Source organism: Nocardioides sp. zg-DK7169, from assembly GCF_013155365.1.
Taxonomy (GTDB): Bacteria; Actinomycetota; Actinomycetes; order Propionibacteriales; family Nocardioidaceae; genus Nocardioides.
In genome coordinates this window covers 131007-154413 of sequence record NZ_JABJRA010000002.1, presented here as the reverse complement: position 1 = coordinate 154413, position 23407 = coordinate 131007, and the positions used below count along the sequence as shown (strand labels likewise).

27 protein-coding genes are annotated in these 23407 nt (G+C 73.3%); 15 read left to right on the top strand and 12 right to left on the bottom strand.

Annotated elements, in window-relative coordinates; genetic code table 11:
* Nucleotides 1-2 precede the first annotated feature (2 nt).
* From HOQ23_RS03390 to HOQ23_RS03375, 4 genes are all read left to right on the top strand, one after another.
* The gene (locus HOQ23_RS03390; protein ID WP_172211867.1) at nucleotides 3-821 is read left to right on the top strand and encodes an ABC transporter ATP-binding protein; all 819 of its coding nucleotides are present in this window, start codon (nucleotides 3-5) and stop codon (nucleotides 819-821) included.
* A 1-nt stretch (nucleotide 822) separates the two neighbouring features.
* Nucleotides 823-1611: an ABC transporter permease gene (locus tag HOQ23_RS03385; RefSeq protein WP_172211865.1), complete on the top strand. Its 789-nt coding sequence runs from the start codon at nucleotides 823-825 to the stop codon at nucleotides 1609-1611.
* Complete coding sequence (locus tag HOQ23_RS21440; protein WP_216653570.1) at nucleotides 1608-2465, top strand: ABC transporter permease subunit; 858 nt, start codon at nucleotides 1608-1610, stop codon at nucleotides 2463-2465. The genes HOQ23_RS03385 and HOQ23_RS21440 overlap by 4 nt, the downstream gene beginning before the upstream one ends.
* An 82-nt stretch (nucleotides 2466-2547) precedes the next feature.
* Nucleotides 2548-3606: an isopenicillin N synthase family oxygenase gene (locus tag HOQ23_RS03375; RefSeq protein WP_172211863.1), complete on the top strand. Its 1059-nt coding sequence runs from the start codon at nucleotides 2548-2550 to the stop codon at nucleotides 3604-3606.
* A 10-nt stretch (nucleotides 3607-3616) separates the two neighbouring features.
* Here the strand turns inward: HOQ23_RS03375 and HOQ23_RS03370 are convergent, their stop codons facing one another.
* The 8 genes from HOQ23_RS03370 to HOQ23_RS03335 all read right to left on the bottom strand — a co-directional run bounded on the left by HOQ23_RS03370 (nucleotide 3617) and on the right by HOQ23_RS03335 (nucleotide 10846).
* A complete protein-coding gene (locus HOQ23_RS03370) occupies nucleotides 3617-4159 on the bottom strand; it encodes a TOPRIM nucleotidyl transferase/hydrolase domain-containing protein (protein ID WP_172211861.1) in 543 nt (180 codons plus the stop codon).
* Between the two features lie 58 nt (nucleotides 4160-4217).
* Nucleotides 4218-5309 (bottom strand): formylglycine-generating enzyme family protein, encoded by a 1092-nt coding sequence (locus tag HOQ23_RS03365; protein ID WP_172211859.1) that lies wholly within the window; start codon nucleotides 5307-5309, stop codon nucleotides 4218-4220.
* 109 nt (nucleotides 5310-5418) lie between these two features.
* The gene (locus HOQ23_RS03360; RefSeq protein WP_172211857.1) at nucleotides 5419-6132 is read right to left on the bottom strand and encodes a DUF4259 domain-containing protein; all 714 of its coding nucleotides are present in this window, start codon (nucleotides 6130-6132) and stop codon (nucleotides 5419-5421) included.
* Between the two features lie 193 nt (nucleotides 6133-6325).
* On the bottom strand, nucleotides 6326-7558 hold the full coding sequence (locus HOQ23_RS21135) for a PP2C family protein-serine/threonine phosphatase (RefSeq protein ID WP_216653568.1): 1233 nt from the start codon (nucleotides 7556-7558) through the stop codon (nucleotides 6326-6328).
* 236 nt (nucleotides 7559-7794) lie between these two features.
* Nucleotides 7795-8055, bottom strand: a complete 261-nt coding sequence (locus HOQ23_RS03350; RefSeq protein WP_172211853.1) for a hypothetical protein — start codon at nucleotides 8053-8055, stop codon at nucleotides 7795-7797.
* A gap of 110 nt (nucleotides 8056-8165) precedes the next feature.
* On the bottom strand, nucleotides 8166-9239 hold the full coding sequence (ychF, locus tag HOQ23_RS03345; protein WP_172211851.1) for a redox-regulated ATPase YchF: 1074 nt from the start codon (nucleotides 9237-9239) through the stop codon (nucleotides 8166-8168).
* 11 nt (nucleotides 9240-9250) lie between these two features.
* Nucleotides 9251-10009, bottom strand: a complete 759-nt coding sequence (locus HOQ23_RS03340; RefSeq protein WP_367650352.1) for a phosphatidylcholine/phosphatidylserine synthase — start codon at nucleotides 10007-10009, stop codon at nucleotides 9251-9253.
* Nucleotides 10010-10015: 6 nt separating this feature from the next.
* Nucleotides 10016-10846, bottom strand: a complete 831-nt coding sequence (locus HOQ23_RS03335; RefSeq protein WP_172211849.1) for an SDR family NAD(P)-dependent oxidoreductase — start codon at nucleotides 10844-10846, stop codon at nucleotides 10016-10018.
* Nucleotides 10847-10921: 75 nt separating this feature from the next.
* On the opposite strand from HOQ23_RS03335, the gene HOQ23_RS03330 reads away from it, so the two are divergent.
* From HOQ23_RS03330 to HOQ23_RS03320, 3 genes are all read left to right on the top strand, one after another.
* Nucleotides 10922-11698, top strand: a complete 777-nt coding sequence (locus tag HOQ23_RS03330; protein WP_172211847.1) for an exodeoxyribonuclease III — start codon at nucleotides 10922-10924, stop codon at nucleotides 11696-11698.
* Nucleotides 11699-11808: 110 nt separating this feature from the next.
* Nucleotides 11809-12885, top strand: a complete 1077-nt coding sequence (locus tag HOQ23_RS03325; protein ID WP_172211845.1) for a DNA recombination protein RmuC — start codon at nucleotides 11809-11811, stop codon at nucleotides 12883-12885.
* Between the two features lie 28 nt (nucleotides 12886-12913).
* Nucleotides 12914-13366 carry a DUF6542 domain-containing protein gene (locus HOQ23_RS03320; protein WP_216653567.1) on the top strand — a complete coding sequence of 151 codons (453 nt, stop codon included), beginning with the start codon at nucleotides 12914-12916 and terminating at the stop codon, nucleotides 13364-13366.
* On the opposite strand, the gene HOQ23_RS03315 is transcribed toward HOQ23_RS03320, so the two are convergent.
* Both HOQ23_RS03315 and HOQ23_RS03310 read right to left on the bottom strand, forming a co-directional pair.
* On the bottom strand, nucleotides 13323-13949 hold the full coding sequence (locus HOQ23_RS03315; protein ID WP_172211843.1) for an L-threonylcarbamoyladenylate synthase: 627 nt from the start codon (nucleotides 13947-13949) through the stop codon (nucleotides 13323-13325). The two genes, HOQ23_RS03320 and HOQ23_RS03315, sit on opposite strands and share 44 nt — an antisense overlap.
* A gap of 7 nt (nucleotides 13950-13956) precedes the next feature.
* Entirely contained in the window at nucleotides 13957-14964 is a 1008-nt protein-coding gene (locus HOQ23_RS03310) for a 4-hydroxy-3-methylbut-2-enyl diphosphate reductase (protein WP_172211841.1), read from the bottom strand.
* A 45-nt stretch (nucleotides 14965-15009) separates the two neighbouring features.
* On the opposite strand from HOQ23_RS03310, the gene xseA reads away from it, so the two are divergent.
* Nucleotides 15010-16263 (top strand): exodeoxyribonuclease VII large subunit, encoded by a 1254-nt coding sequence (gene xseA / locus HOQ23_RS03305; protein WP_172211839.1) that lies wholly within the window; start codon nucleotides 15010-15012, stop codon nucleotides 16261-16263.
* A complete protein-coding gene (locus tag HOQ23_RS03300) occupies nucleotides 16247-16474 on the top strand; it encodes an exodeoxyribonuclease VII small subunit (protein ID WP_172211837.1) in 228 nt (75 codons plus the stop codon). The genes xseA and HOQ23_RS03300 overlap by 17 nt, the downstream gene beginning before the upstream one ends.
* 46 nt (nucleotides 16475-16520) lie before the next feature.
* Here the strand turns inward: HOQ23_RS03300 and HOQ23_RS03295 are convergent, their stop codons facing one another.
* Nucleotides 16521-17165, bottom strand: a complete 645-nt coding sequence (locus HOQ23_RS03295; protein ID WP_172211835.1) for a DUF4245 domain-containing protein — start codon at nucleotides 17163-17165, stop codon at nucleotides 16521-16523.
* A 124-nt stretch (nucleotides 17166-17289) separates the two neighbouring features.
* On the opposite strand from HOQ23_RS03295, the gene HOQ23_RS03290 reads away from it, so the two are divergent.
* Genes HOQ23_RS03290 through glpX form a run of 5 tightly spaced genes read left to right on the top strand, consistent with a single transcriptional unit; the run spans nucleotide 17290 to nucleotide 21362 of the window.
* Complete coding sequence (locus HOQ23_RS03290) at nucleotides 17290-17685, top strand: TOBE domain-containing protein (RefSeq protein ID WP_172211833.1); 396 nt, start codon at nucleotides 17290-17292, stop codon at nucleotides 17683-17685.
* Nucleotides 17685-18446, top strand: coding sequence for a molybdate ABC transporter substrate-binding protein (gene modA, locus HOQ23_RS03285; protein ID WP_172211831.1), 762 nt, complete (start codon nucleotides 17685-17687; stop codon nucleotides 18444-18446). Before HOQ23_RS03290 ends, modA begins: the two co-directional genes overlap by 1 nt.
* Before the next feature lie 9 nt (nucleotides 18447-18455).
* Complete coding sequence (locus HOQ23_RS03280; protein ID WP_253945131.1) at nucleotides 18456-19244, top strand: ABC transporter permease; 789 nt, start codon at nucleotides 18456-18458, stop codon at nucleotides 19242-19244.
* Nucleotides 19241-20323: a sulfate/molybdate ABC transporter ATP-binding protein gene (locus HOQ23_RS03275; RefSeq protein WP_172211829.1), complete on the top strand. Its 1083-nt coding sequence runs from the start codon at nucleotides 19241-19243 to the stop codon at nucleotides 20321-20323. The genes HOQ23_RS03280 and HOQ23_RS03275 overlap by 4 nt, the downstream gene beginning before the upstream one ends.
* Before the next feature lie 16 nt (nucleotides 20324-20339).
* Nucleotides 20340-21362 carry a class II fructose-bisphosphatase gene (glpX, locus tag HOQ23_RS03270; protein ID WP_172211827.1) on the top strand — a complete coding sequence of 341 codons (1023 nt, stop codon included), beginning with the start codon at nucleotides 20340-20342 and terminating at the stop codon, nucleotides 21360-21362.
* On the opposite strand, the gene HOQ23_RS21435 is transcribed toward glpX, so the two are convergent.
* Nucleotides 21327-22187 carry an alpha/beta fold hydrolase gene (locus HOQ23_RS21435; protein ID WP_172211825.1) on the bottom strand — a complete coding sequence of 287 codons (861 nt, stop codon included), beginning with the start codon at nucleotides 22185-22187 and terminating at the stop codon, nucleotides 21327-21329. The genes glpX and HOQ23_RS21435 overlap by 36 nt on opposite strands.
* A 92-nt stretch (nucleotides 22188-22279) precedes the next feature.
* Here HOQ23_RS21435 and HOQ23_RS03260 point away from each other — a divergent pair, with 92 nt between their 5' ends.
* Complete coding sequence (locus tag HOQ23_RS03260) at nucleotides 22280-23206, top strand: alpha/beta fold hydrolase (RefSeq protein WP_172211823.1); 927 nt, start codon at nucleotides 22280-22282, stop codon at nucleotides 23204-23206.
* Nucleotides 23207-23407 lie beyond the last annotated feature (201 nt).

The following is a 23407-nucleotide window of genomic DNA, read 5'->3' as shown; positions in this document are numbered from 1 at the left end:
CCATGTCCGACGTCTCCGTGACGTCGACCCACCCCGGTGCCGGCGAGGCAGCGACCTCCGCCGGCACCGGGCTGCGGATCGACCAGCTGAGCAAGAGCTTCACCGTCGGTCGCCGCCAGGTGGCCGCGCTGTCGGAGGCCACGCTGTGGACCGACAAGGGCAGCTTCTTGACGTTGCTCGGGCCGTCGGGGTGCGGCAAGTCCACGATCCTGCGGATCCTCGCCGGCCTGGAGCAGCCGACCTCCGGCTCGGCGCTCGTCGAGGGCCGCACCCCCTTGGAGCTTCGCCGCGACCACCGGCTCGGCATCGCCTTCCAGGACTCCGCGCTGCTCCCCTGGCGCTCGGTGATCTCCAACATCCGGCTGCCCTTCGAGGTCTCCGGCCGGCGACCGGACGAGGAGCTCGTGGCCGAGCTGATCCGCCTGGTCGGCCTGGAGGGCTTCGAGAAGGCGAAGCCGGCGCAGCTGTCCGGCGGGATGCGCCAGCGGGTCTCGATCGCCCGCGCCCTGGTGGTCAAGCCGTCGGTGCTGCTGCTCGACGAGCCGTTCGGGGCGCTCGACGACATGACCCGTCAGCGGCTGAACGTCGAGCTGCTGCGGATCTGGACCGAGAAGCCGGCGACCACGCTGATGGTCACCCATGGCATCTCCGAGGCGATCTTCCTCTCCGACAAGGTCGCGGTGATGAGCGCGCGGCCCGGCCGGGTCAAGGAGGTCATCGACGTCGACCTGCCCCGGCCCCGCACGCCGGACCTGATGCGCACGCCGGAGTTCCACGCACTGCACGACCGTGCCTCCGAGCTGCTCTTCGGGGAGGAGTGAGATGGCGACGTCCTCCGGTCTGCTGCGCTCCCTGGGCACCGGCACGCTCGGCATCGCGGTGCTGGTGGCGCTGTGGTGGCTGGCCGCGCTCACCGTCCTCGCCGACGCCCGCGTCCCCACGCCCGACGGCGTGCTCCGCACCGCGATCGACGACGGGTGGGGGTTCTACTCCCTGCACTTCGCGATGACCCTGCAGGAGGCGGGGGTCGGCTTCGCCTACGGCACCCTCGCCGGCCTGGTCGTCGCCTCGCTGGTGCTGCTGGTGCCGTTCGCGGAGCCGGTGCTGATGCAGGTCGCGGTGATCAGCTACTGCATCCCGCTGGTCGCGATCGCCCCGGTGCTCTTCATCGTCATCGGCAACCCCGACGAGGGACAGCGCTCCGGCACCGCCACCGCGCTCGCGGCCCTGTCGGTCTTCTTCACGACCGTCGTGGGCACCGTCCTCGGCCTGCGCTCCGCGGACCGCGCCAGCCTGGACGTGGTCCGCGTCTACGGCGGCGGCCGGGTGCGCCAGCTGCGCACCGTCCAGCTCGTCGCCGCCCTGCCGTCGGTCCTCGCGGCCCTGCGGATCGGCGCCCCCGCGGCGTTCCTCGGCGCGATCCTCGGCGAGTACGTCGGCGGCGTGCAGCACGGCGTCGCCCTGATCCTCAAGATCGCCCAGCAGAACGTCGACGTCGAGCAGGCCTGGGCGGTCGGCATCGGCTGCGCCCTGCTCGCCGGGGGCTTCTACCTGCTGTTCGGGCTGCTCGGCCGGGTGCTCACGCCCTGGTCCCAGGGAGTCGCGTCGTGAGCGCCCCGCTGCACCCAGGCGCCCTGTCCGCCGCCGGGTCGGCCGCGTCCGGTCGCGCCGGGTCGCTGTTGCGCTCGGTGGTGCGCCAGGTCGCCACGATGGTCCTGGTCCTGGCGATCGTGGTGCTGCTGTGGGTCGCCGCGCTGCGGATCTGGGACGTGTCGCCGTACGTCGGCAAGACGCCCGCGGAGGTCTGGTCCACCCTCTTCGGGGAGGAGGACTCCGCCGAGCTGCGCGGGGACATCTGGGCGCTGCTCCAGCAGACCCTCCTCGACGCCGGCATCGGTTTCACCGCAGGCATGCTGGCCGCGATCGTGCTGGCCGCGCTGATCGTGCGCTTCCGGATGCTCGAGGGGGCGGTGATGCCCGTGGCTCTGGTGCTGCAGACCGTGCCGCTGATCGCGCTCGCCCCGATCCTGATCCTGATGGTTGGTCGCGGCTACGCCATCGTCGCCATCATGAGCGCGATCGTCGTGCTCTTCCCGGCCCTGGTGAACATCGTCGTCGGGCTGCGCTCCGTCACCCCGCAGATGCGGGACCTGGTGCTGGTCTACGGCGGCTCCCCCTCCACCGTCCTGCTGCGCGTCGGCTTCCCCTCCGCACTGCCGGCGCTGTTCGCCTCGGTCCGCATCGCCGTGCCGGGGTCGCTCACCGGCGCCCTGCTGGCGGAGTGGCTGGCCACCGGCCAGGGCATCGGGTACGCCGTGGTCTCGGCGGCCGGGCGCTCGCAGAACGCCCGGGTCTGGTCGCTCGTCGTGGTCGTCACCCTCACCGCACTGCTGCTCTACCTGCTGGCCCAGCTCATCGAGGCCGCGGTGCTGAGCCGCTTCGGCCGGACGGCGACGGCCGGGTGAGCCGGTGACGGCCGGCGCCGGCCCACCGGCCCACGAACCCACCCGCTCCCTCCCCCCGCCCCGCACCCGAGGAGTCCGGCCCATGAGCCCCGAGCGCGTCCCGTTCCACGTCCCCACCGTCGACATCTCCCCCTACGTCCATGCCGGCCCCGCCACGGACCGCGCGGCGGCCGCGGCGGCCTTCGACGACGCGGCGCGCAGCGTCGGCTTCGTCCAGGTCGTCGGCCACGGGGTCCCGACGGCGGTGACCGACGCCTTCGCCGCCGCGCTGGACGAGTTCTTCGCCCTCCCCGCCGAGGTGAAGGCCCGCTACCGCACCCCGCCGGAGGTCAACCGCGGCTACGCGCCGCCCAGGACCGAGTCGCTCAGCCTCAGCCTCGGGCTCGCACCGGCGAACCGGATGCACGACTTCTTCGAGGCCTTCAACGTCGGGGCGGCGGTCTCCGACCACCCGGGCCTGGACCTGCCGGAGGCCGACTACCCGGAGAACGTCTGGCCGGTCGAGGCGACGCACTTCCGCGACGCGGTGACGGCGTACTTCGCCGAGGCCCGGCGGGTCGCCCGCACCCTCACCACGCTCTTCGCCGACGCCCTCGGCCTGCCGGTCGGGTTCTTCGCCGGCCACACCGACCACAGCCTCGACGTGCTGCGGATGAACAACTACGCCCTCGAGCCGGGCGAGGTCGAGCTCGACGGCGACCTGACGGGGATGGGCGAGCACACCGACTACGGCATCGTCACGGTGCTGTGGGCCGACCAGGTCGCCGGGCTGCAGGTGCTCGGGCGCGACGGCGGCTGGCACGACGTGATGCCGGCCGACGGGGCGCTGCTGATCAACCTCGGCGACCTGATGGCGCGCTGGACCAACGACCGGTGGATGTCGACGCTGCACCGGGTCAAGCCGCCCATCGTCGAGGGCCGGGTGGAGCGGCGGCGCAGCGCGGCGTTCTTCCACGACGGCAACATCGACGCGGTCATCGAGACCCTGCCGACCTGCCTGAACGGATCCTCCGGGCCGGCGTACCCGCCCATCACCGTCGGCGAGCACATCCGGGCCAAGCTGGCCGGCTCGCGGGCCGGCGTGGCGAACCCCGAGGCCGCGCGCGAGGCAGCCCGGGTGCGCGCCGCCGCCGGCGCCTGAGCGCTTCGGCTCAGGCGCTCCAGATCCAGCCCAGCAGTCCCTCGAGCGGCTCGGGCACCGACTCGAAGGACACCGTCTCGGCCATGAGGGCGGCGTACTTGGCCTTCCTCGCCCCGGACGCGGCGATGTAGCGGCGCAGCTGCTCGACGACCTCGAGGTCGCGGTAGGCGGGCTGGTCCTGGAAGTTGCGGAAGGTCTTGAGGTCGCCACCGGACTCGAGCAGCGGGGTCATCTCCGCCGCGCCGACGGCACGCACGAGCTCGAGCTCGAGGTCGGGACGGCAGGCGAAGAAGCCCTGCCGGGTGAGGTCCTCGCCCTCCTGCCGGTTGAGGGCCCCGGCGACGAACCGCTCCTCCCTCTCGTCGTACAGCCCGCCGACGCGGTGGCCGAGCGCGGCCGCCTCGGCGATCGCGCGGCCGAAGTTGCCGGCACCGCCGATCACGGTGACGGTGATCTGCTCGGCGTCGAGGTCGACACCGAAGCGAGGGGCGAGGGCGAGGACGGCGGCCTGGTCGGAGGCACCTTCGACCAGCAGCGTGATGGGGCGGGGCACGGCGACATTCTCTCCTCCGCGCCGCCCCGGACGCCGCCGGGGCTGCGGACCCACCCCGTCAGGCGATGTCGTTGGCGCAGCGGAACCCGATGTTGCCCGACGAGGACTCCGCGGTGTTGGCGGAGCGCGCGGCGACCCGGTAGCGGTTGCAGTAGCTGTCGTGGCACAGGTAGGAGCCGCCCCGCATCACCCGCGGCACGCCGCCCTCCTGGCCGGGATCGACGACCGCCTCGGCGGCCAGCGGGTCGCGCACCGGCCCGCCGGCGGCGACGCGATCGGCGTACTCGGTGGGGCGGAAGACGTCCTGGCACCACTCCCACACGTTGCCGACGGTGTTGTGCAGGCCGAGGCCGTTGGGGAGGTACGCCGTGACCGGCGCGGTCGTGAGGTGGCCGTCCTCGAGGGTGTTGACCTCGGGGAAGCGGCCCTGCCAGATGTTGCAGCGCCACCGGCCCTTGGGCCGCAGCTCGTCGCCCCACGGGTAGCGTGCCCCGTCGAGCCCGCCGCGGGCGGCGCGCTCCCACTCCGCCTCGGTGGGCAACCGCTTGCCCGCCCAGCGGCAGTACGCCTGGGCGTCGCGCCAGCTCACGTGCACGACCGGGTGGTTCGGCAGGTCGGCGGCGCTCGACCGCGGCCCGCCCGGGTGGCGCCAGTCGGCGCCGCGGACCGCCAGCCACCACGGCGTGCCGGCCGCGGGGCCGAGGACGTCGCCCCGCGCCGCCTCGACCGCGAGGTGGAAGACCGCCGACACCCCGTCACGCTCGGCGTCGGTGACGTAGCCGGTCGCCTTCACGAACGCGGCGTACTGCGCGTTGGTGACCGCCTTGGCGTCGATGAGGTACGCCGAGAGCTCGACCCGGTGCACCGGCGTCTCCCCGTCGGCCGGGTAGCCGTCGCCGTGCGCGTCGCCCATCGCGAAGGTGCCCGCGGGGACGCGGACCTGCCCCCGTGCGCTGCGCGGGCCGAGCGGCACCGCGTCGGCCGGGTGCCTGCCCTCGGGGTGCTCGTGCGCCGCCCCTCCTCCTGCTGCGCCCCCGCGCCCTGTGGGGGCGCAGCAGGAGGAGGAAGTACCCTCCGCCGGCTCGGGCTCGCCGCTCAGCAGGGGCAGCAGCTGCTGCCCGGCAGCGGGCAGGACGGGGTCGCTCGGCATGCGCCGATGGTAGAGGGAGCTCATCGACTTCCCGGGGCGTGGCCAGCGCACCACGCGCGGCGGCCCGTCACGCTCGTGCGCCGCCGTCCAGCCTGGTCCGCAGCGCCCGTCAGGTCGTGTGCGTGCGCGTCTCGAACCGCGCATCCTCGGGTGGCGACGCCACCCGGCCGACCAGCGTGAACCCCACGTCCGGCCAGTCCTCGTCCTTCTTGCGGTGCCGGGCCACCCGGAAGGAGGTCCGAGTCTTTCCTTCCAGCACTCGCGCATCGGGGAGCGGCTTCAGCCGGGCCAGCTTCCGGCCGCCGGGCAGGGACGTCTTGTGCCAGTCCAGTCGCCGCAGGATCGGCGCGGTGCCGATGCGTTGGGCGTCGAGCCTGGCGACCCGGAAGAGAGCGCGTTTGCCGTCCGGCAAGGTGTAGGCGAGGACGTCGCCCGGGCTGAGGTCGGTCACGTGTGACCAGGGTCGACGAACCCTCGTCGGAGGCTTCTGCGGGCCGGTGAGGGTCGCTCGGAGCTTGCCCAGAGCGGCCTTCCTGCCCGCCAGCTCCCCGACCTCGGCCCAGAGCTCCAGCCCGACGTTGTCGTCAATGACCCGGAGGGCCTGGGCCTTCACCGCGTCGTCAAGACGACCGAGCGCCGACTGCGCGGCAGCGAGAGCGAGCCAGAGGACGTGCGCCTGGTCCACGTCCAGGTACTCGTACTCGGCGATGACCCGCCGTGTGGCCTCGGCGTCATCCACACCGTCCTCGAGCAGCTCGCGGTAGTCGGACCTGATGTCGCACGCCGTGTCGTCAGAGAAGATGGCCGGCCCCCAAGCACCCACACGGGGATTCCATCACGCACTGGGCGACGGGCGGGGGCCCACGCGAGACCCTGCCAGAACGGATGAGGCTCGACACCACACGCGTGCCCCGGTCCCAGACGCCGGGTCATCGCCGCGGTGCGCAAGGTCCTGACGGTGCAATGGTCCGGTCGGGGGTCCGGTCGGCGAGGAGCACCTCAATCGCCGGGCTGGGCTACGGAAGCGGGTCGCTCGCCTGGGACGGGTCCGCGCCCGAGGCGGCCGTCCTGGATCCCTCGTGCCTGCCGTGCCAGTCCAGGACGAGCACGGTGGCGTCGTCCTGCAGGGCGTGCCCGGCGGCCGCGAGGGCGGTGTCGGCCAGCGCCCGGACGACCTCGCGCGGGTGCAGGTCCTCGGTCCCCAGGATCGCGCCGGGGAGGTCGACGTCTGCGGCGTTGCGCTCGAGCATCCCGTCGGTCACGAAGACGATCCGGTCCCCGGGCTCCAGGCTCACCCGCGTGCTGGCGTAGCCGCTCTCCGCGAACATCCCGAGCGGGAGGTCGGTGTCGCAGTCCAGCAGGGTCAGCTCCCCCGCGCGCAGGAGGTACGGCGGCACGTGGCCAGCGTTGACGAGGTCGAGGCGGCCGGTCTGCAGCTCGACGCGCCCGATCAGGCCGGTGACGAAGTCCTCGCCGGCGCGACTGGCGGCGTGGTCGGCCAAGGCGCTGTTGGTGAGCGTCACCTGCTCGATCAGCGACATGCCCCGGCGGCGCGCACCCCGCAGTCCACCGAGGCACATGCTGGCCGTCAGCGCAGCGTCGACGCCGTGGCCCATGGCATCGGTCAACGACAGGTGCAGCCAGTCCCGCGCCAGGCTGTAGTCGAAGGTGTCTCCCCCGATGTCGGCGGCCGGCTCCAGCCAGCCGGCGAGGGTGAACGCGGCGGCCTCGCACGTGCGAGCCTCCGGAAGCAGCCGCTGCTGGATCTCTGCGGAGAGGCTGAACTGCTGGCTGCGCTCCGCCCAGTCGAACAGGTCCGTGTGCCGGCGGTTGGCGATCACCACGAACGCCAGGAGGTGCGCCAGCTCGGCGAGCTCGGCGACGACCTCGCGATCCGGCTCATCCGGCAAGAGCATCTCGAGCAGCCCGATCGCCTCGCCGCGCTCGGTCACCGGGGCCAGCACGCGCCACAGGTGCGCCAGCTCGCCGTCTGCCCCCGCATCACCGGGCTCGAGCACCTGGACCGTCTGGGTGCGCACCGCCTGCTCCCCGGGTCCCCCGTCGAACGGGAGCACCGTCGCGGACTCCTCGTCGTCGCGGCGCTCGCGCAGCAGCGCGGGATCGTGCCCGGCCCCCTGACCCGGCGCGAGCGGCACGTGCGCCAGGCGCACCAGCGCCCGCCCCGACAGGTCGGCGATGAGGAACGACACCGCGGCAGCGTCGAACGCGAGGCCGAGCTCGCGCGCCACCTGGTCCACAGCCTCGACCGGCGAGGCTGCCTCCGCCGCCGCGATGAACCGTCTGACGTCTGCGAGTCTGCGCCGACGCACCATTGTGCGAGCGTATCGACGGCGCGCCGCGGCGGCTCCGGCAGGGTCGCTGCCGACGGCGCACCCGCCCGACGCCGTACGAGCGGGGCTCGACCGCTGGGCGTCCGAAGCGACCTCATCCTCCACCGCAGGGTGGAGGACGACAGGGCGTCGGGTCAGGCCCGGCGTACGGCGAACCGCGCCTTGAGCTGGCCCCAGGTCAGACCGATCGACGGATCGGCCTCAAGCTCGGCGGCGCGGGACCGCCCCCACTGGACGCTCCCGGCGCCGAAGGCGACCGCGAGCGGGCCGACGGCGACCTGGCCGATGGGCGTGGCCGCGAAGGAGAAGAACCCGCCGATCGCCATGATCCGCGACAGCATCTCCTCGGGCACCTTCTCCTGCACCAGCAGGTTCCACGATCGCTGTCGGGTCACCGGTGGCGCAGCACCCTGCACGGGCCCGGGCGCGCGAGGGTCCGCCTGCACCACCTGCGGCACGTCTACGCCTCCGGCGGGTACGGCCATGAAGGCCTCCGCCCTGGGTCTTAGACGTTGAAGCGGAACTCCACCACGTCGCCGTCGGCCATGACGTAGTCCTTGCCCTCCATGCGGACCTTGCCGGCCTCCTTGGCCTTGGCCATGGTGCCCGCGGCGATGAGGTCGTCGAAGGAGACGATCTCGGCCTTGATGAAGCCCTTCTGGAAGTCGGTGTGGATGACACCCGCCGCCTCGGGCGCGGTGGCGCCCTTCTTGATCGTCCAGGCGCGCGTCTCCTTGGGCCCGGCGGTCAGGTAGGTCTGCAGGCCGAGGGTGTCGAAGCCGACGCGGGCCAGCACCTCCAGGCCGGGCTCGGTGACGCCGGCCTCGGCGAGGAACTCGGTGGCCTCCTCGTCGTCGAGCTCGATCAGCTCGGACTCGAACTTCGCGTCCAGGAAGATCGCCTCGGCGGGCGCGACGAGCTCGCGCATCTTCGCCTTGAGGTCCTCATCAGCGAGCTCGTCGGCGTCGCAGTTGAAGACGTAGATGAAGGGCTTGGCGGTGAGCAGGGACAGCTCGCGCAGCAGCTCGCGGTCGATCGAGGTGGCGATGATCGGCGTACCGGCCTCGAGCGCCTCCTTGGCCTCCTTGGCGGCCTCGAGGTTCGCGACCAGGTCCTTGACCTTGCGCGACTCCTTCTCCAGGCGGGTGATCGACTTCTCGACCGTCTCCAGGTCGGCCAGGATCAGCTCGGTCTGGATCGTGGAGATGTCGTTGCCCGGGTTGACCTCGCCGTCGACGTGGGTGACGTCGTCGTCGCGGAAGACGCGGGTGACCTGGCAGATCGCCGAGGACTCGCGGATGTGGGCCAGGAACTTGTTGCCCAGGCCCTCGCCCTGCGAGGCGCCGCGCACGATGCCGGCGATGTCGACGAACTCCACCGTCGCCGGGAGGATCTTCTCGGAGCCGAAGATCTCGGCGAGCTTGGCCAGCCGCGCGTCGGGCACCCCCACCACGCCGACGTTGGGCTCGATCGTCGCGAACGGGTAGTTCGCCGCGAGGACGTCGTTCTTGGTGAGCGCGTTGAAGAGGGTGGACTTGCCCGCGTTGGGGAGACCGACGATTCCGATGGTGAGAGCCACGGGCCGCGAGTCTACGGGCGTGCGCCGACCCCGTCCGAATCGTGCAGGTCCTCGAGACCCGCCACGTCGTCGCCGCCACTGCCTCGGGCGTGGCGCGCGGTCAGCCACAGGCTCTCCGCGAGGTAGACCGCCGGGTAGATGAGCGACACCAGCACCAGCGAGACCGGCGGGTCGGGCATCTGCCAGGTGATCAGTGCGAACACAACGAGCCACGCGGTCGCCAGCGTCATGTTCAGCCCCCACAGCGTCGCGGTGCGCGAGGGGTAGACGTACTTCACCGGCACGAAGCTCAGGACCGCCAGCACCATCAGGAGCAGGGAGGTCGTGGCGACGTCGAGGTCGAGCACCAGCACGTAGAAGGCCACGATGTTCCAGTACGACGGGAAGCCGAGGAAGAAGTGGTCGTCGGTCTTGGCGTCGCTGCGGCAGAACTGATAGCTCGCCGCCACGAGCGGGATGACCGCCACCACGGCGCCGCCCACCCCGTCGGGGAGCCGGCCGGTCGACCACAGCAGCGCCATCGGCGCGAAGGCGTAGGTGAGGTAGTCGACGATGTTGTCCAGCAGCGCCCCGTCGAGCTGGGGCACCACCTCCTTGACCCGGAAGCGGCGGGCCAGGAAACCGTCGGTGCCGTCGATGACCATCGCGACGAGGAAGAGCCACAGGACCGCGGTGACCTCGCCCTCGTAGGACAGGTGCACCATCAGCAGGGCCAGGACGACCCCGGTGGCGGTGTAGGCGTGGACCGCCCAGGCGGCAAGTGTGTTCACGGTGACTCAGTCCCCACGCACGGTGATGTTCAACGGCATCCGACGGCTGCGGCGTACGTCGCCGCGCAGCAGCGAGCGCACTCCGCGCCCGACGACGCGGCGGGGGGTGAGGTCGGCGTAGTCGCCGCGCCGCTCCCCCGTCACCAGCTCCAGCACCGGCCGGGCGGCCACCTCCGGGGACTGGCCCCACAGGCCGACGACCACCGGCAGCGCCCGCACCCGCTTCTCCATGCCCGGCATGACGCTCACGTGGCCCAGCATCTCGGTGCGGACCAGGCCGGGGTCGAAGCCGTGCACCTGCACGCCGGTGCCGGCCACCTCCTGGCGCACGGCGCGGGTGAACATCCGGTTCCACGCCTTCGACGCGGCGTACGCGTTCTGCAGCGGCACCGGCTTGGTCGCACCCTTGCCCCACACGTTGACGACCTGGCCGCTGCCCTGCGCGAGCATCGTGCGCACCGCGGTGCGGGTGCCGTGGAAGACGCCGCGCACGTTGGCGTCGAGGACGCGCTCGAAGTCGGTGGGGTCCAGGAGGTGGGTGGGACCGTAGGGGCTGCCGGTGCCGGCGTTGTTGACCCAGATGTCCAGCCCGCCGAGCATGATCGCCGCGTCGCGCAGCGCCTCGACCTGGGCGAGGTCGGCGACGTCGGTGTCGCGGCCCTCCGCCCGGATCCCGAGCGCGCGCAGCTCGGCGACGGCCTGCTCGACCCCGTCGCCGGGGAGCGCCCCGACGACGATACTCGCCCCGGCCTCCCCGAGCATCTGGGCGATGGCGCGGCCGAGCCCACGGCTCCCGCCGGTGACGACGGCGACCTGGCCGTTGAGCGGTGCGTCCATTCCCGGGACCTCCTGGAGTCGTGGTGCGTGTGGTCCGAGGACAGGGGCGTAAGGCTAGCGGCTTAGGCTTCTCGAGTGCGCCTCGCGACCTGGAACGTCAACTCCCTCCGCTCCCGCATCGACCGCGTCGAGGCCTTCCTCGAGCGCCACGACGTCGACGTCCTGGCGCTGCAGGAGACCAAGGCCAAGGTCGACCAGCTGCCCCTGATGGGCCTGCAGGCACGCGGCTACGAGGTCGCCGCCGCCGGCACCAGCCAGTGGAACGGCGTGGCGATCATCAGCCGGGTCGGGCTCGAGGACGTCCAGGTCGGCTTCGAGGGGATGCCCGGGTACGGCGACCCGGTGGCGCCCGAGGCGCGCGCGATCGGCGCGACGTGCGGCGGCGTACGCGTGTGGAGCCTGTACGTCCCCAACGGCCGCAAGCCCGACGACCCGCACTACGTCTACAAGCTGGACTGGCTGGCGCGGCTGCGCGAGGCGGCCCTGGAGTGGCGCGACGGTGACACCGCGCTGGTCGGCGACTGGAACATCGCCCCGCTGGACGAGGACGTCTTCGACATCAAGCAGTTCGCGCGGTCGACGCACGTCACCCCGCCCGAGCGCGCGGCGTTCCAGCGCTTCATCGACGACGGCTACGTCGACGTCGTACGACCGCACACGCCCGGCCCGGAGGTCTACACCTACTGGGACTACTTCCGCCAGCGCTTCGAGCGCAACCGCGGCCTGCGCATCGACTTCGTGCTCGGCTCCCCCTCGCTGGCGAAGCGGGTGACCCACGCCTTCATCGACCGCGAGGAGCGGGCCGGGACCGGCGCCTCCGACCACGCCCCGGTCGTCGTCGACCTCGTCTGAGCCCGCCGTACGCCGCCATTGGCGCCGACTCGGCGCACCATTGGGGCCGACTCGCGCGACCATTGGCCCCGACTCGCGGGATTGTCGGTGGTGGCGGACATGCTGGGGCCATGCAGACGCTGACGTTCACCCTCGCCCTGGCCGTGGCGCTGGTCCTCGGGCTGGGTCTCGGCGTGCTCCTCGGGGTGCTGTGGGCGCGCTCGCGCCCGGCCCACATGGAGGCGCTGGGCCAGGGCATGGTCGACCAGGCCGAGGTGATGCAGGGCCTGGACCGGCTGAGCGACCAGATGCAGGCCCTCGAGCACGCCCGGGCGGTGTGGCAGGGGCAGTTCGCCCAGCAGGTCGACGACATGCGCCACACCACCGACACCCTGCGCCAGGAGACCCGCTCGCTGTCCACGGCGCTGCGCAAGCCCCAGGTCCGGGGCCGCTGGGGCGAGATGCACCTGCGTCGCGCCGTCGAGCTGGCCGGCCTGGTCGACCGGTGCGACTTCTCCGAGCAGGTGCGCCTCGAGGACGGCGCGCTGCGCCCCGACCTCGTCGTCCAGCTCGTCGGCGGGCGCCAAGTCGTGGTCGACGCCAAGGTCCCCCTCGACGCCTACCTCGACGCCACCGGCGCCAGTGACGACGACGAGCGCACGGCCCACCTGCAGCGCCACGCCCGCCAGCTGCGCACCCACGTCGACGCGCTCTCGGCCAAGGCCTACTGGCGCTCGCTGCCCCAGACCCCGGAGTTCGTGGTGCTGTTCGTGCCGGCGGAGTCCTTCCTCGCCGCCGCGCTCGAGACCGACAACTCCCTGCTCGAGCACGCCGCGGCCCGCCAGATCGTGCTGGCGACACCGACCACGCTGATCGCGCTGCTGCGCACGGTCGCGCAGGGCTGGACCCACGAGGCGATCGCCGAGCAGGCCCGCGAGATCCACCAGCTCGGCCGCGAGCTGCACGCCCGCCTCGGCACCATGAGCGGCCACCTCGACGCGGTCGGGCGCTCGCTCAACGCCGCGGTCGGGCACTACAACTCCACCGTCGCCTCGATGGAGTCACGGGTGCTGGTCGCGGCCCGGCGCTTCTCCGACCTCTCGGTCACCGACGACGAGCTGCCGGGCCCGCGCACCGTGGAGCTGCGCGCCGTCCCCCGGCGCGCCGCGGGCGACTCCGACGCCGAGGACCCTACGGTGGCGCTGTAGCCGCGAGGCCAGCATCGAGGAGGTGCGCATGAGCCGACCCCGAACCCTGTGGGAGCAGGGCAACGACCCCGGGCTGCAGGTCGCCGCCCTCGCCGTCGCGATCACCCTCAGCGCCGTCGTCCTCGACCTGCGCATCGGCGGGAGCATCGCCTGGTTCACCGACGTCGTGTTCATCTCCGCCTGCATCGCAGCCGCCCTGCTGGTGCGGATGAGCGACTTCTTCACCGTCGGCGTGCTGCCGCCGCTGCTGCTGGTCGGCGTCTTCGCGATGCTGGCGACCACCACCCGCGAGACCATCGCGCACCCCGAGGACGGGTTCGTGCAGGCGGTCGTCGCCGGGCTCTCCGGGCACAGCATCGCCCTGGTCGTGGGCTACGCGCTCGCCCTCGGCGTACTCGCGATCCGGCACCGGGTCCAGGTGCAGGGCAAGCCGCTGATCAGCCCTCGAAGCGCGACGGGTCGCCCGCCCCACGGCGGATGACCTCGGGCGGGCCGTCGGAGAAGTCCACGACGGTCGTCGGCTCAGCCGGGGTCTCCCCCGCCTCGATGACGATGTCGACGTCGTGGTCGAGGTCCTCCTTGACCTCCCAGCCCATCGTGCGCGGCTCGGTCTCGCCGGGCAGGATCAGCGTGCTGGACAGGATCGGCTCGCCGAGCTCCGCCAGCAGCGCCTGCACGACCACGTGGTCGGGGATCCGCACGCCCACGGTCTTCTTCTTCGGGTGCAGCAGGCGCCGCGGCACCTCGGGCATGCCCGGCAGGATGAACGTGTAGGGCCCCGGCGTGGCCGCGCGGATCGCCCGGAACGCCGAGTTGTCGATCTTCACCAGCTGACCGAGCTGGGAGAAGTCGCTGCACATGAGCGTGAAGTGGTGGCGCTCGTCGAGCCCGCGGATGCGCAGGATCCGGTCACGACCCTCGCGGTTGCCGACCCGGCAGCCCAGCGCGTAGCCGGAGTCGGTCGGGTAGGCCACCAGCGCGTCGTCGTCGCGCATCGCGTCGGCGATCTTGGTGATCAGCCGGCTCTGCGGGTTGTCCGGGTGCAGGTCGACGTAGCGCGCCATCGAGGGATCAGCCCTTCGCTGCTGCGGCGGCCTTGAGGTCGCGGCGCAGCTCCTTGGGGAGCGAGAAGATCAGCGACTCCTCCGCGCTGTGCACCGCACGCGCCTCGGGGTAGCCGCGCTCGGCGAGGAACGACAGCACGCCCTGCACGAGCTCCTCGGGGACGCTCGCGCCGCTGGTCACGCTGACCGAGCGCACGCCCTCGAGCCATGCCTCATCGATCTCCGAGGCGTCGTCCACGCGGTACGACGCCCGCGCACCCGCCTCGAGGGCGACCTCGACCAGGCGCACCGAGTTGGAGGAGTTGCCGGAGCCGACCACGATCAGCAGGTCCGACTGCGGCGCGATCTCCTTCACCGCCAGCTGGCGGTTCTGGGTGGCGTAGCAGATGTCGTCGCTGGGCGGGTCGAGCAGGTCGGGGAAGCGCTCGCGGATCGCGGCCACGGTCTCGAGGGTCTCGTCGACCGAGAGCGTCGTCTGCGACAGCCACGCCACCCGCTTCGGGTCGCGCACGGTGATCCCTGCGACGTCCTGCGGGCCCTCGACCAGCTGGATGTGCTCGGGCGCCTCACCGGCGGTGCCCTCGACCTCCTCGTGACCGGCGTGGCCGATCAGCAGGATGTCGTAGTCGTCGGCGGCGAACCGCTTGGCCTCGTGGTGGACCTTCGTCACCAGCGGGCAGGTCGCGTCGATGGTCTTGAGCCCGCGCTCCGAGGCCTGGGCGTGCACCGCCGGCGAGACGCCGTGGGCGGAGAACACCACGGTGGCGCCGGCCGGCACCTCGTCGAGCTCCTCCACGAAGATCGCGCCGCGCGACTCCAGGTCGGACACGACGTGCTTGTTGTGGACGATCTGCTTGCGCACGTACACCGGCGCGCCGTACAGCCCCAGGGCCTCCTCGACGGTGACCACCGCGCGGTCCACACCGGCGCAGTAGCCCCGCGGCGCCGCCAGGAGAACGGCCTTGTCGGCCTCCTCGGCGCTCAGGACCGGCGGCATGCCCACGTGGGTAGTCATGAGGTCAGTCTAGGGACGTCGGTGCCATCCCCTAATCTCGCGCCCATGGCCCTGGAAACCTCGCTGGAGTCCCCGGCGCCCGTGCGGCAGATCGCCAACGCGATCGCCGGCTGGGTCGACCGGCTCGGTGCGGTCTGGGTCGAGGGCCAGGTCGCCCAGCTCAACCGGCGCCCCGGGATGGCCACGGTCTTCCTCACCCTGCGCGACACGGTCGCCGACATCTCGATCACCGTGACCGCCTCCCGCACCTACGTCGACGGCCTCAACCCACCGCTCGTCGAGGGCGCCAGCGTGGTCATCCACGCCAAGCCGTCGTACTACGCCAACCGCGGCACGCTGTCGCTGCAGGCGCGCAAGATCCGGATGGTCGGGCTCGGCGAGCTGCTGGCCCGCCTCGAGCGGCGCCGCCAGCTGCTGGCCGCCGAGGGTCTCTTCGCCGCCGAGCTCAAGCGCCCCCTGCCGTTCCTCCCCGGGTGCGTCGGTCTCGTGACCGCGCCCAACAGCGCCGCCGAGCGCGACGTGCTCGAGAACGCCCGGCGCCGCTGGCCCGCGGTCCGCTTCGAGGTCGCGTACGCCGCGATGCAGGGCCCCCGCGCGACCACCGAGGTGATCGAGGGTCTCGAGCGCCTCGACCGCGACGCGGCCGTCGACGTCATCGTGATCGCCCGCGGCGGCGGCTCCGTGGAGGACCTGCTGCCGTTCTCCGACGAAGGGCTGATCCGCGCGGTCGCCAAGGTCCGCACCCCGGTGGTGTCCGCGATCGGCCACGAGCCGGACACCCCGCTGCTCGACCTCGTCGCCGACGTCCGCGCCTCCACCCCCACCGACGCGGCCAAGATGGTGGTCCCCGACGTCGTGGAGGAGCTGCGCTCGATCGAGCGGGCCCGCGACCGACTGCGGGCCGGCGTCCAGGCGCTGGTCGCCCGCGAGCAGGCCGGCCTCGACGCCCTGCGCTCGCGCCCGGCGCTGGCCGACCCGCGCTCGCTCCTCGACGCCCGCCGCGACGAGGTGGTCGCGCTGCGCGAGCGCGCCCGCCGCACCCTGTCCCACCTGCTCGACCGGGCCAGCGACGACATCGGCCACCAGCGGGCCCGGGCCCGGGCCCTGTCCCCGCTGGAGACCCTGCGCCGCGGCTACGCCGTCCTGCAGGACGCCGACGGCCACGTCGTCACCTCGGTCGCCGGCGTCTCCGCCGGCGACGCCCTCAGCGTGCGGGTCGCCGACGGCCGCATCCACGTCACCACCACCGACACCCGCCCCGACGACCTCCCGGAGGACCCCGATGGCCGCGACGACTGACAAGACCGGGGCCGCGGAGCAGCGCCCCTCCTACGAGCAGGCCCGCGAGGAGCTGATCGACGTGGTCCGCCGCCTCGAGCAGGGCGGCTCGACGCTGGAGGAGTCGCTGGCGCTGTGGGAGCGCGGCGAGCAGCTGGCCCGCTGGTGCCAGGAGTGGCTCGACGGCGCCCGCGAGCGCCTCGACGCCGCCCTCGCCTCCGAGGACGCCTGAGCCCCGCACACCCGGACGGGCGGCGGGGCTCAGTGCGAGGTCGATCTCAGCGCGGCGAGGGGCTTGGCGCGTCGGGGCTCCAGGTCGCGGCGCCGGGGTCGGTGACGTCCACGGGCGCGAAGGTGAGCAGGTCCACCAGGGTCGCCAGGTCCTCCGCGTCGGCGGAGCCGAACACCAGGACGGTCTCGCCGCCGACCTCCGCGGCGAACGCGGTGTCGCCGCCCTCGTCGGCGTACCCCTCCCACTCGCGGGCGATCGCGCCGGGCGCGGTCAGCGACTCGCGGGTGGTGGTCTCCTCGTCGACGAACTGGTCGAGCAGCACGTCGACGGCCTCGTCCTGCTGGCGCACGCCGGCGAAGGTCCCCTCGTCGGTGAGCATGCCGATGCCCCAGGCGGGGCGTCGACCCGGCACGTAGTCGATGGAGGTGGCCTTCCAGCCGTCCGGCAGGGTCCGGGGGTAGACCACCCGGCGGTCGATGCGCTGCTGGTCGCGGACCGCACCGAGGTAGTCGACCGCCTCGACCTCGACCTCGGGGGCGTCGCTGGTGACGCCGCGCAGCAGCATGAAGCCGCCGATCGCGACCAGCAGCACCAGCATCGCGCCGACCATGCCGGCCATCGATGTCTGGTAGCGCCGGGTGCCTCCGGCCCGCCCGGTCCCGCCCTGCCCTGTTCCGCCCTGCTCGCTCACGGGGCCCATCCTCACAGGTGCCCGGACGCGCTCCGGCGCCACCCCAGCGCCGACACCACCGCCCATTTCCGCATCTGCGGCATAAACGAGCGACAAACCGCCGCACCTGCGGCATCATGGCGCGGTGACCAGCTACCGGATCGCGGAGGCCGCCGACCTCCTGGGCGTGAGCGACGACACCATGCGCCGCTGGGCGGAGGCCGGCCGCGTCCCCACCAGCGTGGTGTCGGGACGCACGGTGGTCGCCGGCCCCGACCTCGCCGCCCTCGCCGAGTCGCTGGCCGACCACCCCGACCGCGACCGCACCCGGGCCTCCTCGGTGAGCGCCCGCAACCGGCTCGACGGCATCGTCACCCGGGTCGTCAAGGACACCGTGATGGCCCAGGTGGAGATGATCTGCGGGCGCTACCGGCTGGTGTCGCTGATGAGCACCGAGGCCGCCGAGGAGCTGGGCCTGGTCCCCGGCGCCCGCGCGATCGCGTCGGTGAAGTCCACCAACGTCGTCGTGGAACGCCCGTGATGCCCGCCCGCGCCCGCCGCATCGCAGGCCTGGTCGCCGCCCTCGCGCTCCTCGCCGGCGTCCCCGGGTGCGGCGCGGACGACTCCCGCACCCTCACGGTGTACGCCGCGGCGTCGCTCCAGGCGCCCCTCGACGAGCTCGTCCGCGACTTCGAGGCCGGCCACGACGACGTCCACGTCACCGTGAGCTACGCCGGGTCCTCCGACCTCGTGGCCCAGATCTCCCAGGGGGCACGCGCCGACGTCCTCGCCACCGCCGACACCGTCACGATGGACCGACTGGTGGCCGAGGACCTCACCGACGGCGTACCGGCCGTCCTCGCGACCAACACACTGAGCCTCGCCGTCCCGCCGGGCAACCCCGCCGGCGTCACCGGGCTCGCCGACCTCGCCCGCGACGACCTCACGGTCGTGGTCTGCGCGCCGCAGGTGCCCTGCGGGGCGGCCGCCCAGCGGCTCGCCGACCTCGCGGGCGTCCGGCTCGCGCCGGACAGCGAGGAGCAGTCGGTCACCGACGTCCTGGGCAAGGTCACCTCGGGCGAGGCCGACGCGGGGTTGGTCTACCGCACCGACGTCCTCGCGGCGGGCGACCGGGTCGAGGGGGTCGAGGTCCCCGAGGCCGACCGGGTCGTCAACGACTACCCGGTCGCCGTCGTCGCGGACGCCCCGCAGGACCGGCTCGCCGCCGACTTCGTCGCCCTGCTGCTCGGCGACACCGGCCGACGGATCCTGGAGCGGGCCGGCTTCGGCCCGCCGCGCTGAGGCCCGGCGTTGACCCGCGTCCGCGCCGTCGGCCTCCCCCGCTGGCTCCTCGTCCCCGCCGCCCTGGGCGTCACCCTGGTGCTGCTGCCGCTGGTCGCGATGGTGCTGCGGGTGCCGTGGACCGACTTCCCCGCGCTCGTGAGCGGCGAGTCGGCGCAGGAGGCGCTGTGGCTCAGCCTGCGCACGTCCGCGCTCAGCACCGTGCTGTGCGTGCTGCTCGGCGTACCGATGGCGATGGTCCTGGCCCGCACCTCGTTCCGCGGGCAGTCGGTGCTGCGCTCCCTGGTGCTGGTGCCTCTGGTCCTGCCGCCCGTCGTCGGCGGCATCGCACTGCTCTACACCTTCGGCCGCCAGGGCCTGCTCGGCGAGAGCCTGGAGCTGCTCGGCATCCGGGTCGCCTTCTCCACCGCCGCCGTCGTCCTGGCCCAGACCTTCGTGGCCCTGCCGTTCCTGGTGCTCAGCCTCGAGGGCTCGCTGCGCACCGCCGGTGAGCGGTACGACGTGGTGGCCGCCTCGCTGGGCGCGTCCCCCTCGACGGTCTTCCGCCGGGTCACGATCCCGCTGACCCTGCCCGGCCTGGTCTCCGGCGCGGTACTCGCGTTCGCCCGCGCCCTCGGGGAGTTCGGCGCGACGATCACCTTCGCCGGCAGCCTTGAGGGCGTCACCCGCACCCTGCCGCTCGAGGTCTACCTGCTGCGCGAGAGCGACCCGGACGGCGCGGTGGCGCTGTCGCTGCTGCTGGTCGTGGTGGCCGTCGTCGTCATCGGCGCCACGCGACAGGGACGGGCGCCGCGATGAGCACCTCCCCCGCCCCGGTCCCGCGCCACGGGCTGGAGGTCGACGTCCGCCTCGAGGACCGCGACGTCGAGCTCGCCCTGCGCCTCGCCCCCGGCGAGACCCTGGCCGTGCTCGGGCCCAACGGCGCCGGCAAGTCGACGCTGCTCGCCACGATCGCCGGGCTGCTGCGACCCGACCGGGGCACCGTCACCCTCGGCGGGCGCGAGGTCTCCGGGCCGCACGCCTGGCTGGCACCGCACCGGCGCCGGGTCGCGCTGCTGTCGCAGGAGCCGCTGCTCTTCCCCCACCTCGATGTCCTCGACAACGTCGCCTTCGGCCCGCGCAGCGCGGGCGCCGGTCGCCGCGAGGCCCGCGAGACCGCACGCCGCTGGCTCACCGAGGTCGGCGTCGAGGACCTGGCCGGCCGGCGGCCGGGCTCGCTGTCCGGAGGGCAGGCCCAGCGGGTGGCGGTGGCGCGCGCGCTCGCCGCCGACCCCGACCTGCTGCTGCTCGACGAGCCGATGGCCGCCCTCGACGTGTCAGTGGCACCGGCGCTGCGCCAGGTGCTGCGCCGCGTGCTCGCCGGGCGCAGCACCGTGCTGGTCACCCACGACGTCCTCGACGCGCTGCTGCTCGCCGACCGGGTGGTCGTGCTCGAGGCGGGGCGGGTGGTCGAGGACGGCCCCACCGGCGACGTCCTCACCCGCCCGCGCAGCGCCTTCGCGGCTCGGGTCGCGGGCCTCAACCTGCTCGCCGGGCGCTGGGAGGACGGCGTACGCACCCCCGAGGGCCGCCTCGTCCACGGCAGCGTCGTCGGCCCGCAGCCCGAGCCGGGCCAGGAGATGGTCGCGGTGTTCCGCCCCGAGGCCGTCTCGGTCTTCGACCACGCCCCCGGCGGCAGCCCGCGCAACGTGTTCGAGGTGACGATCACCGAGCTGGAGCCCGCGGGCGGCGTCGTACGCGTGCGCGCCGGGGCGCTCGCTGCCGACGTGACCACCCGGGCGGTGCCCGATCTCGACCTGGTCCCGGGCTCGCGCGCGACCTTCACGGTGAAGGCGACGGAGGTGTCGGTCTACCTCGCGTCGGCGAACCCGACCTAACCGATAGGGTTCGGGCATGACGGAGCCGGACAGCCTGAGCGTCGACCCCCAGTCCCCTGACCGCAACCTCGCCCTGGAGCTGGTACGCGTCACCGAGGCGGCCGCGATGGCCGCAGGCCGGTGGGTCGGAAGGGGTGACAAGAACGGCGCCGACGGAGTGGCCGTCAACGCGATGCGCGTGATGATCTCCACGATCGGCATGAACGGCACCGTGGTGATCGGCGAGGGCGAGAAGGACAACGCCCCGATGCTCTACAACGGCGAGGTCGTCGGCGACGGCACCGGCCCCGAGTGCGACGTCGCGGTCGACCCGATCGACGGCACCACCCTGACCGCGAAGGGCATGAGCAACGCGGTCGCCGTGCTCGCCGTGGCCCCGCGCGGCACGATGTACGACCCCTCGGCGGTCTTCTACATGGAGAAGCTCGTCGCCGGCCCCGAGGCCGCCGACGTCGTCGACATCCGCCTGCCCGCGGCCGAGAACATCCGCCGGGTCGCCAAGGCGAAGGGCTCGCAGCCCGAGGACATCACCGTCGTCCTGCTCGACCGCCCCCGCCACGCCCAGCTGGCCGAGGAGATCCGCCAGGCCGGCGCCCGCATCAAGTTCATCTCCGACGGCGACGTCGCCGGCGCGATCATGGCCGCGCGCCCCGAGACCGGCATCGACCTGCTGCTCGGCATCGGCGGCACCCCCGAGGGCATCATCGCCGCCTGCGCGATGAAGAGCATGGGCGGCGTCATCCAGGCCCGCCTGTGGCCCCAGGACGACGCGGAGCGCCAGCGCGCCCTCGACGCCGGGCACAACCTGGACCCCGACTTCGTGCTCGGCACCGACGACCTGGTGACCGGCGACGACTGCTTCTTCGTGGCCACCGGCATCACCGACGGCGAGCTGCTGCGCGGCGTGCGCTACCGCGCCGGCGGGGCGACCACCCAGTCGCTGGTGATGCGCTCGCGCAGCGGCACGATCCGCACCATCACCTCCGAGCACCGCCTGGAGAAGCTACGCGCTTTCTCCGCGATCGACTTCGAGCACTGAGACGTCGGCGGGGATCCGTCCCGCGGGCACGGCCCGCGGGCGGACCGCCGCCACGACGTGCGCGATGACCCGCGGGTCGAGCACCATCCCCAGGTGGGACGCGCTCACCTCGACGGCCTGGGCCAGCGGGTCCACGCAGGCGCGCCAGTCCACGACGCCGTCGCGCCGGCTGTAGATCGCGGTGAAGCCGGTCCCGGCGGGGACCGGCTCCCGGCTCTCCTCGAAGCTGCGCCGCGCGCACGCCCCCGCCAGGCACTCCTCGGCCATCACCCCGCCCAGCCCGGCCCGGCTGAGCCGCACCAGGGCCTCGGCCGCCGCGGTCAGCGACGGGTGGTGGGCGGCCGGCGCGAGCATCGGGCTGCCCATCGTGACGATGTTGGACACCAGGTCCGGGCGGCGTACGGCGATCCCGCGCGCCAGCATGCCGCCGAGACTGTGGCCCACGAGCTGCACCCGGCTGCCGCGGCGCAGCGCGATCGACTCCAGGCGCGTCTCGAGCTCGGCCGCCGCGTCGAGGGTGCAGCCGACGTTGGCGCGGATCTGGGAGCGGTAGGTCCGCAGCCCCTGCTCGCGCAGCACCCGTCCCAGCGGACGCAGCGAGAGGTCGCCGCAGAGGAAGCCCGGCACCAGGACCACCGGGTCGGCGTCGCGCGGCACCACCCGGGAGACGTACGGCGTGGCGCGGCGGGCGCGCCGCTCCCCTGCCCGGCTGTGGGCGTAGCGGGTGGCCTCGAGCAGCAGGCTCCCCTCGCGCAGCACCGCGTGCGGGGCGAGGCGGGCAAAGCCCTCCGGCAGCAGGAACGCGCCGAGTGTGGTCGTCGTCACACGCGGAAGGTACCCCGCCGCGTCCCGGCGCACCGGCGGTCCGGCCAGGAGGTGTGGACCAGCCCCACCAGTGGTGCGCGAGACTACCGACCATGAGCAGCGCCACGCCGACCGAACGTCCCGTCCCGGAGTCCGAGGAGCTCTTCGCGCCCGTCGGGCGCGGCATCGAGCTGTGCTACCAGACCTTCGGCGACCCCGACGGGGACCCGCTCCTGCTGGTGATGGGCCTCGGCGGACCGATGGGGTGGTGGCCGGCCCCGCTGTGCCGGATGCTCGCCGAGCGCGGGTTCTACGTCGTGCGCTACGACAACCGCGACACCGGCCGCTCGACGCGCGTGCCGGGCAAGGTCGGGCGCGCCGCCATCGTGCGCGCCTTCGGCGGCGCGCCGGTGCGGGCGCCGTACTCGATGTCCGACCTCGCGGCCGACGCCGCCGGATTGCTGGAGCACCTCGGGATCGAGCGTGCCCACGTGGTCGGGGTGTCGATGGGCGGGATGATCGTGCAGACGCTCGCCCTGGAGGCACCCGAGCGGGTCGCCTCGATGACCAGCATCATGTCGACGACCGGCAAGCGGACGGTCGGCTGGCAGCACCCCAGCCTACTGCCCCGCCTGATCGCCAAGCGCGGCACCACCAAGGCCCAGTACGTCGCGATCAGCGCGCGGATGGCGCGACTGATCGGCTCCCCGGCGTACCCCGAGTCCGAGGAGGCGCTGCGCGCCCGCGCGGAGGAGACCTGGGACCGCGGCCTGAACCCCGCCGGCGTGCTGCGCCAGATGCTCGCGGTCCTCACCCAGCCCAACCGCGGATCCCGGCTGCGAGGCCTGCGTGTCCCGACAACGGTGATCCACGGCCTCGCGGACAAGATGGTCCACGTCTCCGGCGGGCGGGCCACCGCCGCCGCGATCCCGGGCGCCGAGCTGCTGCTCATCGACGGCATGGGCCACGACATGCCGCACCAGCTGCACCGGACCCTCGCCGACGCCATCCGGCGCACCGCGGACCGCGCCACGGCCTGACCCGACCCGGCCCCACCGGCCCGTCCCGCCCCACGCGACACGGCAGACCGGCCCAGTCCTCCCGCCCTCACAGGTTTCCTGCAACCCCGGATGGGGTTATGGACAAACGGGCCATTGGGGACTAGACGTGTGACACTGATCACGCAGACCGGGAGGGGCAATGACGCATTCCTCAGCACGATCCCGCACACGGCGAGGGCG